Here is a 6,779-nt window from a genome sequence, read left to right on the forward strand (position 1 = left end):
CTTAGCCGGTTGCGTCACGCCGTGTCGGCCTGCTAGAACCGTCTAAGCCGGTTCACCGATGGCCGAGGAGGTCTCATGCCCAGCACCGTCGAAGTTTTCGCAGCCCACACCCCCGAAGCCGACCTCGAGGATCTGCGCGCACGGCTGGCCGCCGCGCGACTGCCGGAAGCCGAGACGGTCCGCGGCCCCGGCCGGTGGGACCAGGGCGTCCCGCTCGCCGACCTCGCCGAGGTCGTGGACTACTGGCGCACCGGGTACGACTGGCGCTCGTTCGAAGAGCGCCTCGACCGGATCGGCCAGTTCCGCACGACGATCGACGGCCTGGGAATCCACTTCCTGCACCGCCGGTCGCCGCGGGCGGACGCCACTCCCCTGCTCATGACGCACGGCTGGCCGGGCAGCGTCGCCGAGTTCGTCGACGTCGTGGACGACCTGGCGGATCCGCACGACGCCGGCGCGCCCGCGTTCCACGTCGTGGCGCCGTCGCTCCCCGGCTTCGGCTACAGCGACAAGCCGGCCACCACCGGATGGGGAACCGAAAAGATCGCGGCCGCCTGGGTGGAGCTGATGCGGCGGCTCGGCTACGACCGGTTCGCGGCCCACGGCGGCGACTGGGGCGGCAACATCACCACCGTGCTCGGCGGCCGGTTCCCGGACCACGTCCTCGGCATCCACACCACGTTCGCGGAAGGACCGCCCGGGCTGACCACGGACGGGCTGACCGCGGCCGAGCGCCGGTGGACCGAGGAGACCCACGACTTCTGGCACCACCGCGCGGCGTACGCGAAGCAGCAGGCGACCCGGCCGCAGACCATCGGCTACTCGCTCGTCGACTCACCGGTCGGGCTGCTCGCCTGGATCCTCGACAAGTTCGCCGAGTGGTCCGACACCCGGGACAGCCCGTTCGAGACGATCTCCCGGGACCGCGTCCTCGACGACGTCACCCTGTACTGGCTGACGCGGACCGGCGCGTCGGCGGCCCGCATCTACTACGAAAGCCACAACTCGCTCGACCCCGAGCTCCGGGTCGACGTCCCGGCGGCGATCACCGTGTACCCCCGCGACATCGAGAAGTACCCGCGCCCCTGGGCACGGGAACGGTACCGGCAGATCGTCCGGTGGCGGGCACCCGAAGCCGGCGGGCACTTCCCGTCGCTGGAAGTTCCCGGGTACTTCGTCGACGACCTGCGACAAGGCCTCGCGGCCGTGCTGGCCGCCCAGCGGTCAACCGCTACGAGGTGACCCGCGCCCCGGAGTCCGGCACGTCGGCGTACTCGGGCAGCTCGACGCCGTTGATCGCGCGTTCGGCCAGCGCCATCATCGCCTCCATGTCGGGTTCCGCGGCCGGCTCGGCCGCCGGGTCCGGGCCGGCCGCGCCGCGCATGGCCGCGTGCAGCCGCCCGATCTCCTGGTTGGCTTCGACGAACGGGCGCATCCGCTCCTCGAACGCAGCGAACGCGGGCTCGGGGTCCCACCCGGCGGTGGCCAGCTCGCCGGCCAGCAGGTAGGCGCCGACCAGGGCCAGGCCGGTGCCTTGCCCGGACAGCGGCGACGAGCTGAACGCCGCGTCGCCGAACAGGCCCACCCGACCGCTCGACCAGCGGTCCATCAGCACCTGGGCGACCTGGTCGAGGTAGAAGTCCGGGGTGTCGTCCAGGTGCTCGAGGATGCGCGGGGTCAGCCAGCCGAGGCCGGCCACCCGCTCGCGCAGCAGGGTCTTCTGGCCCTCGATGTCGCGGTAGTCGACGGCGAAGTCGGGCGAGACGAACGAGAACATGGCCATCGCCCGCGTCGCGTCGCCGATGGGCCGCAGCATGGCGGAGCGCCCGGGCTCCTGGTGCTCGAGCAGCCAGCGGTCCAGCCCGAACTCGTTGGGCACGCTGTAGAAGGCCAGCACGTGCCCGAGGTGGCGGACGAACCGCTCGTGCGGCCCGAAGACCATCGCCCGCAGCGCCGAGTGCAGCCCGTCCGCACCGAACACGAGGTCGAAGCGGCGCCGGTCGCCGCTCGCGAAGACCACGTCGACGCCGTCCGCGTCCTGGGTGAGCTCGGCGATCCGGTCGCCGAAGACGTACTCGACACCGTCGCGGGTGTCGTCGTAGAGCACCTGGGACAGGTCGCCGCGCAGGATCTCGATTTCGGAGATGTAGCCGTCGCCGCCGTCGTCCTCGGCGCTGAAGGTCTCCAGCACGTTCCCGTCCGCGTCGACGTTGTGCGCGCCGGCGGTTTCGGTCCGGGCCGCGCGGATCGCCGCGTCCAGGCCCATCCGCCGGATGACCTCCCTGGTCACTCCGCGCGCGTCCACCGCCTGCCCGCCGGGACGCAGCTCGGGCGCCCGCTCCACCACGGTCACCTCGGCCCCGCGCCGGCGCAGCCAGTGGGCCAACGCGGGCCCCGCGATGCTCGCGCCCGCCACCAACACCTTGACATCACTCACTGCGCCCCCAGGTCACCCGGTCCGGTTCTCGGTCCGGATTCTAGGGTGACTTCCCCGGTTCAGGGGGTCGCCGCGTCGAGAAACCGCTCCGGTTCGGACCGGATAGCGGGCCCGCACGGCTGTCCGGAGTGGACCGTGAGGTGCCCGGATCGGTCGGAAACAAACTTCCCGGAATTCGCCACCTTGTCCAGGGTGACTGCACTCGCTGCATTTCTACACCGGGGAAACCGACGTTCGCGTGATCCCGGAAGGCCGTCGATCGACCAGACCGGTGAACAGATCAGTGCCCGCATTCCGTGACCATTTCACAGCGTGACTCACTGAATCAGCCCAGTAACCGTCCGTCTCTTTCACGCGATTTTCACACTGCATCATCCACCAGTGAAAGAGCAGGAAATCGTATGAGACCCAGACTATGGGCGGCCGCCGGGCTGACGGGAATCGCGGGTTTGCTCGCGAGCACCGTTCCGGCGAACGCCGTTGACGGAAACCTCCCGGGCGGGACGAGCATCTCGGTGGACGTCACCGGGCCCGCCGAAAACACCGTTCTCCCGCCCGGCCCGGCGACGGTCACCGGAACGGCGGCGATCGGGACCGGCGTCGCGGTCAAGGACACCGCGCTGACCTACGTGCTGGACGTCTCCGGCAGCACGGCGTCGAACTGCTCGACCACCAATGTGCTCGGCTGTGAAATCATCGCGGGCAAGAACCTCAACACCAATGCCGCGAGCCCGAACACGGTCGTCGGGCACGTCGGCGCCGCCGTGTTCGGCTCGAACGCGGCCGCCGCGGACGTCGGTCCCGCCGCCGGCGAGCAGCTGCTCACCGGCCCGGCCACCGACGCCAACACCAACGGCACCCGTGACGTCGACGAGGTGCTGAACTCGGCCGTCATCGGCGGGGTCGGGCAGTTCACCGCGAAGAGTGTCGGCAGCGGCACGAACTACATCGCGGGCATCGGCTCCGCGACCACCGTCACCAACGCCCAGACCGAAGCCCGCAAGATCGTGGTGTTCATGTCGGACGGTGTCGCCTCGGGCGACGTGCGGCCGGCCGCGGGCGCGGTCCCGGCGGACGTCACCTACTACACCTTCGCCGTCGGCGCGGGTTCGAGCTGCGCCGGCACCAGCTACAACGCCAGCCTGCAGGCGATCGCCGACCTCACCCACGGCACCTGCACCGAGGTGCCCGACCCGGCGAACCTGCCGAACGTGGTGCCCGGCCTGATCAGCGCGAAGCTGACCGGCCTCACCTTGAAGGTCGACGGCGGCGGCGCGATCCCGGTCACCACCGTGACACCGGGCCTGCCGCAGACCGGCCCCGCGTCGGTGAACTTCACCGTCGCCACCCCGGCGCTCGGCGCGGGCCGGCACGAGCTGTGCGTCACCGCGGCCGGCACCGACGGCGGCGGCGCGGGCGCGGTCACCGACTGCACGCACGTGGTCATCAACGGACCGCTGGTGGTCTCCGCGGGCGGCCCGTACACCGGCAACGAGGGCTCGGCGGTGCCGATCGCGGGCACCGCGACCGACCCGGACACCCCCGGCGTCGGCACGACCTGGACCATCGCGCCGTCCTCCGGCGTCGACCCGGGCACCGTGTGCGCCTTCGGCAACGCGAACGCGCTTTCGACCACGGTGACCTGCAACGACGACGGCGTCTTCACCCTGACACTGACCGCGGACGACGGCGTCAGCCCGCCGGTCGTGAAAACCACGACCCTCACCGTCGCCAACGTCACCCCGGTCGTCACGATCACCGCGCCGGCCGACGGCGCCAAGGTGAGCCCCGGGACCCCGGTCGCGGTCACCGCGCCGTTCTCGGACGCGGGCGCCCACGACACGCACACCTGCGCCGTCGACTTCGGTGACGGCGGCCCGCCGGTGCCCGGCACGATCACCGGCGCCACCTGCCAGGCGAGCCACAGTTACCCGGCTTCGGGCACCCGCACCATCACCGCGCGGGTCACCGACGACGACGGCGCGACCGGCACCGCCGTGACCCACGTCGTGGTCAACGCCGCGCCGGTGGTCACCGCGGGCGGCCCGTACTCCGGCCAGGAGGGCACCGCGGTCGAGATCGCGGGCACCGTCACCGACCCCGACGGGCCGAGCCTGACCACGCACTGGACGATCGCCCCCGACTCGGGTGTCGATCCGGGCGCGGCCTGCACGCTCGGCAACGCCGACGCGCTGTCCACCACCGTCACCTGCGACGACGACGGCGTGTGGACGCTCACCCTGACGGCGTCCGACGGCATCGCCGCGCCGGTCGTCAAGACGACGACGCTCACGTTGAGCAACGTCGCCCCGCGCGTGACGATCTCCGCGCCGGCGGACAACACGGTCTTCGCCCACAACGCTCCGGTGGGCGTCACCGCGCCGTTCACGGACGTCTCGACGCACGACACGCACACCTGCACCGTGGACTACGCCGACGGCAGCCCGATCGTCACCGGCACGGTCGCGCAGGGCCCGGGTTCGGGCACCTGCACCGCTTCGCACGGCTACCCGGTTTCCGGCACGTACAACGTGCTGGTGAAGGTCACCGACGATGATGGCGGTTCCGCGACCGCCGTGGCCAAGATCATCGTCAACGACCCGCCCGTGGTGGTGCCCGGCGGTCCGTACACCGGCAACGAAGGCGCCGCGGTGGCGATCGGCGGGACGATCGTCGACCCCGACGGCCCGCCGTCCGCGACGCACTGGAGCATCGCCCCGCAGTCCGGAGTGGACAGTGGGACGGCGTGCGCCTTCGGCAATGCCGACGCGCTCGCCACCACGGTGACGTGTGACGACGACGGCGTCTTCACGCTCACCCTGAGCGGGAACGACGGCCTGCACCCGGCGGTCCTCCAGACGACCACGCTCACCTTGGGCAACGTCGCGCCGGTCGTGGGCATCACCGCGCCCACGACCGACAAGGTGTTCGGGCACGACGCTCCGGTGGCCGTCACCGCGCCGTTCACCGACGCGGGCAAGCACGACACGCACACCTGCACGGTGGACTACGCGGACGGCAGCCCGGTTGTCACCGGCACGGTCGCGCAGGGCGCCTGCACGGCGTCGCACGCCTACACCGTCTCGGGGACGTACACGATCACGGTCAAGGTGACCGACGACGACGGCGGGGTCGGCACCGCGACCGTGCGGATCATCGTCAACGACCCGCCGGTGGTCGGCACCGGCGGTCCGTACACCGGGAACGAGGGCGGCGCGGTGGCGCTCACCAGCGTGGTCACCGACCCCGACGGCCCGCCGTCCACAACGCACTGGAGCATCGCCCCACAGTCCGGTGTGGACGGTGGGACGACGTGCGCGTTCGGCAACCCGGCCGCGCTGACGACCACGGTCACCTGTGACGACGACGGGGTCTTCACGCTCACCCTGAGCGCGAACGACGGCCTCCACCCGGACGTCGTCAAGACGACGACGCTCACGCTGGCCAACGTCGCACCGGTCGTGACGATCACCGCGCCGGCCGACGGGGCGAACGTCACCCGGGGCACGCCGGTGACCTTCACGGCGCCGTTCACCGACGCCGGGAAGCACGACACGCACACGTGCTCGGTCGACTTCGGCGACGGCAGCCCCGTCGCCGCGGGGACGGTCGCGCAGGGCGCGGGTTCGGGCACCTGCACCGCGTCGCACGTCTACACCGGCATCGGCGCGCACACGGTCACGGTGAAGGTCACCGACGACGACGGCGGGATCGGGACGGCCACGGTCAAGGTCGTCACGTTCGTCAACGCGGAGGCGTGGGCGCTCAGCGCGTCCGGGCTGGTCACCGTCGCGAAGACACCGCTGGCCGGCTGCCCGCCGAGCTCGGACAAGACCACGGCGTCGGTGAACGTGCTCGGCCTCGCGACCGTGAACGCGTTGCACGCGCAGTGCTCGCTGGACGTGAACACCGGGCGTACCAACGCTTCGGCGACGGTGTCCGGGGCCAGCCTGCTCGGTGGGCTGATCAGCGTCACGGACATCGAGACGAGCTGCGTCGCGAACGAGCAGGGCCTGTCCGGCTCGTCGCGGGTCGGCAAGATCAACGGCCAGGTCATCGGCACCGCGCCGGTCACCATCGGGATCCCCGGGGTGGCCACGGTCTACGCCAACCAGACAGTCGTGGGTCCGAACGGTCAGCTCGCGCAGTACTCGGTCCGGGTGGTGACACTCCTGGGTCAGGAGATCATCCTGTCCGGGTGCCGCATGGGCTTCTGACGCAAGCCTGAGCCCGGACCTGGGGGGGGGGGAAACCCCCCCGCAAGGAGGGGGGTTTTTTTTTTGAAGTGTTTTCCCCACCCCTTTCCCAAGCCTGGGCCAGACCTCTTTTAAGGGGTTCCACA

At 71.2% G+C, this 6,779-nt stretch carries 3 protein-coding genes; 2 read left to right on the forward strand and 1 reads right to left on the reverse strand.

Features of this window, described 5'->3' with window-relative positions; all coding sequences use genetic code 11:
- Window positions 1–75 precede the first annotated feature (75 nt).
- Window positions 76–1,242, forward strand: coding sequence for an epoxide hydrolase family protein (locus ACZ61C_RS37220; RefSeq protein WP_465312597.1), 1,167 nt, complete (start codon window positions 76–78; stop codon window positions 1,240–1,242).
- Here the strand turns inward: ACZ61C_RS37220 and ACZ61C_RS37225 are convergent.
- Complete coding sequence (locus ACZ61C_RS37225) at window positions 1,232–2,437, reverse strand: FAD-dependent monooxygenase (RefSeq protein WP_465312598.1); 1,206 nt, start codon at window positions 2,435–2,437, stop codon at window positions 1,232–1,234. The genes ACZ61C_RS37220 and ACZ61C_RS37225 overlap by 11 nt on opposite strands.
- A 401-nt stretch (window positions 2,438–2,838) precedes the next feature.
- On the opposite strand from ACZ61C_RS37225, the gene ACZ61C_RS37230 reads away from it, so the two are divergent.
- Window positions 2,839–6,654, forward strand: coding sequence for a PKD domain-containing protein (locus ACZ61C_RS37230; RefSeq protein ID WP_465312599.1), 3,816 nt, complete (start codon window positions 2,839–2,841; stop codon window positions 6,652–6,654).
- Window positions 6,655–6,779 lie beyond the last annotated feature (125 nt).

Source organism: Amycolatopsis sp. NPDC104587 (assembly GCF_055583645.1).